The sequence below is a fragment of the Anaplasma phagocytophilum genome (assembly GCF_023476575.1).
Taxonomy (GTDB): Bacteria; Pseudomonadota; Alphaproteobacteria; order Rickettsiales; family Anaplasmataceae; genus Anaplasma; species Anaplasma phagocytophilum_A.
On sequence record NZ_JAHLEX010000112.1, the window covers coordinates 1 to 3,297 of the forward strand.

Sequence of the window (3,297 nt, forward strand, 5' to 3'; positions counted from 1 at the left end):
ACAGCGACTTGTGTGTTGACTTATGCTTACAGCGTAAGTGTATCAAGATATTTGCAATAGCTGCAGGTGTAATACCTGGTATTCTCCTTGCGGCGCCTATAGAGAATGGCCTTACTGCTTGCAGCTTTTCCTGCGCCTCTTTTGATAAACCGTACACGTCAGAATAAAGAATATCTTTAGGTATAGATAAATTCTCTTCTTCTAGGAATGATTTGATGTCAGCTTCCTGCCGCTTCAAATAAGGTGCATACTTTCCTTCGATTTCCATCAAAGCCAGTGTCCCAGTGCTAAAAGATCTTAGACTTGGCCATATTTTTAACAGTACTTCTATGTTTATGTTAGGATGACTTAGCAACTCAAAGGCATTTTTCTTTTCACCATTTTGCGCAATGGCAATGTCATACTCCGCAATATCGTTGGGAGTGGCTACAACACCCTTTAGTGCATCCATCAAAGCATGCATTTCTTGCTTTTTTTGAGATAATCGATCAAAACGCTCTTGAGATACTAATGAGCGCGCGTGTCCTGTCTCGGTTAGACGCATGTCAGCATTATCAGAGCGCAGAGTTAGCCGATATTCAGCACGGGATGTAAAAAGCCTGTAAGGCTCGCTGGTGCCCAGTGTTACAAGATCATCTATCATCACCCCTATGTATGAGTCACTCCGCTTCAAAACCAGAGGTTCGTGATTACGCGCTAAAGAAAGTGCTGCGTTTGCTCCCGCAACGATACCCTGTCCGGCAGCTTCTTCATATCCGGTAGTGCCATTAATTTGTCCTGCGCAGAAAAGCCCTTTAATTTTTTTAGTCTCTAACGTATGGTACAACTCACGAGGATCTATGAAGTTGTACTCCACAGTGTATCCATGGCGGAGCATTACAGCTTGTTCTAGACCGTTAATACTCCTTAGCATTTCTAGCTGTACTTCAACAGGACAAGAGGTAGATATACCATTTGGGTATACAGAATTGGTTTCAAGTCCTTCGGGCTCTAGGAAAATCTGATGGCTTCTGTGGTCTGGAAATCTGCGTACTTTTTCTTCTATAGAAGGGCAATATCTAGGAGCCATCACATCTAGGAGAGACTCGCACCGTGAGCCCGCAAGATGTAAGTTCCTTCTAATTATTTCGTGGGTTTTATCATTTGTATGAGTCACGTGGCAAGATATTTGAGGTAAACTCACACACTCAGACATAAAAGAAAACGGCGTTGGCAAAGTATCACCCTTTTGTTCTAAAAGTTTTGACCAATTTATACTGTTTTTGTCAATTCTCGGAGGGGTGCCAGTTTTTAGTCTACCCAATTGAAACCCATGTGCTTTCAGAGCTTGTGGAAGCTTTGTGGAGGGTTTGTCTCCTACCCTGCCCGCTGGAAAGCTTTCATTTCCTACGTGTATTGTCCCTCCTAAAAAAGTTCCTGTGGCAAAAACCAATCGGGTTGTTTTTATCAACTTTCCATTCGACAGTAGTACCGAGGAGATCTGAGGACGTTCTTCTTCGCCATCAACGGAGAAGTCAACCACCTCTTCTTCTAGCACGGTTAAGTTTTCGTAGTGCAACATCATATCACGCATAGTAAGCTTGTACACTTCTCTATCCGCTTGCGCTCTAGGCCCCCATACTGCCGGACCTTTACTTCTATTAAGGATTATAGAGTGAATGCTAGATTTATCGATGACCTTTCCCATAAGGCCATCTAACGCATCGACTTCGCGAACTACAACTCCTTTCGCAATGCCACCTATGGCGGGATTGCAGGACATTTCTCCTATGGATTCTACTTTATGTGTAACCAACAAAGTTTTAGCACCTACTCGTGCAGCAGCGGCAGCGGCTTCACAACCAGCATGTCCTCCACCAACAACCACTACATCATAGTTTTGCACTACAACCTACCGTTATTACTAAAATATACTCGATAGATGGTAAAAAGTAATATAAGTCATGTCAAATGATGCTAAAATTCGTGAGTTTATTAGGTAGATGCATGAACGTTATTGTATTATCAGGATATGGACTGAACTGTGAGGAAGAGACGCTTTTTGCCTTTCAAGAAGCAGGTAGGTATCTAAACACTAACGTCTCTGGTAAAATTGTGCACATCAAAGAGCTGTTGTCGAATCCTAAGCAGCTTGCTTCATTCAACACTATGGTAATACCAGGAGGGTTTTCCTATGGTGATGATACAGGCGCAGGTAATGCATATGCGTTACGATTGATTCATGGATTAAATGAGCACATTTGTGACTTTATAGAACGTGACACTTTACTGTTAGGCATTTGCAATGGGTGTCAAATACTCCTAAGGATGTTGTGTCCAAATGTTGCTTTGGTAAGTAACGATGTTGGCGTTTACCAGTGTCGTTGGGTTACAGTAAAGGCGAGTAACAACTCTGTATGGATGAATGGTATAGATAAGATGTACATTCCAGTAGCGCATGGTGAGGGCAAGTTTCACGCAGCAGAGGACGTGCTGCAAAATCTGGAAACACGGGGAGATGTCGCATTGCGTTATGTTAATTCTGATGGAGAATATGCGCAAGGGGAGTTTCCTCATAACCCCAATGGATCCGCTCGGGATATTGCTGCTATAACATGTAACAATGGGAAGGCGCTGCTTATGATGCCACATCCTGAAAGGGCAATATTCTTCACCCAGAGATATGACTGGACCGATATTGTACATATGCACCAGAATTCAAAAGGGGCTGTGGATAAATATGCTGATGGATTTAAGATTTTTATGAACGCTGTGAGATATTTCTCATAAATTTGGTAAGAAACGAGCCACGTTTCTTTCTGAGGCAGTACAGCATATGGTATTCCATAAGATGCTAGGTCTTCAGTATTGCAGCTATATATTGAGAGGTTTTATAGGTGTAACTTTCCAATATCACCGAAAAAACAATATTATATCCAAGGTTAACCATGTTATAGGTAGAAGCGTAGAGCTTTAAAGCTCAAGCATGAGAAGCGGAGATTTCAGGAGAAAGCTGATAACTCAAGCCAGCCTTTAACCTATAAGCAAGCTTAGGAGTGATGTGACCATCAACAACGCCAACGAAGTTACCACCTAGACCAACACAAGCATAAGGAACAACACCTAAACCTTCACTAAGAAGATCATAACAAGCATTGACCATGACTGAAGTAGAAGAAACCGCCCTAATCTCAACAACCTCACCCCCTTCAATAGTTTTAGCAAGTAATCCTGCTACTATGGTTTTTTCTTCAGGAGTGAGTTCCTTGACTAGGTCTTTAGCTACGGCTGTGGCGTTACTATTAGGTGCACTTACTA

The 3,297-nt window shown here is 42.4% G+C and carries 3 protein-coding genes; 1 reads left to right on the forward strand and 2 read right to left on the reverse strand.

Features of this window, described 5'->3' with window-relative positions:
- Window positions 1-1,885: tRNA uridine-5-carboxymethylaminomethyl(34) synthesis enzyme MnmG (gene mnmG / locus KPX09_RS04790; protein WP_249549230.1), on the reverse strand; the 1,885-nt coding region annotated here is incomplete at its 3' end.
- A 101-nt stretch (window positions 1,886-1,986) separates the two neighbouring features.
- On the opposite strand from mnmG, the gene KPX09_RS04795 reads away from it, so the two are divergent.
- Window positions 1,987-2,769, forward strand: a complete 783-nt coding sequence (locus KPX09_RS04795) for a phosphoribosylformylglycinamidine synthase subunit PurQ (protein ID WP_249549231.1) — start codon at window positions 1,987-1,989, stop codon at window positions 2,767-2,769.
- A gap of 190 nt (window positions 2,770-2,959) precedes the next feature.
- On the opposite strand, the gene KPX09_RS04800 is transcribed toward KPX09_RS04795, so the two are convergent.
- Window positions 2,960-3,297 (reverse strand): P44/Msp2 family outer membrane protein (locus KPX09_RS04800; RefSeq protein WP_249549232.1); only part of this gene is annotated, 338 nt, incomplete at its 5' end.

What these genes read in the sequence shown, in the direction of transcription:
- KPX09_RS04795 (WP_249549231.1), top strand. Translation starts at nt 1,987, where the DNA reads ATGAACGTTATTGTATTATCAGGATATGGACTGAACTGTGAGGAAGAG.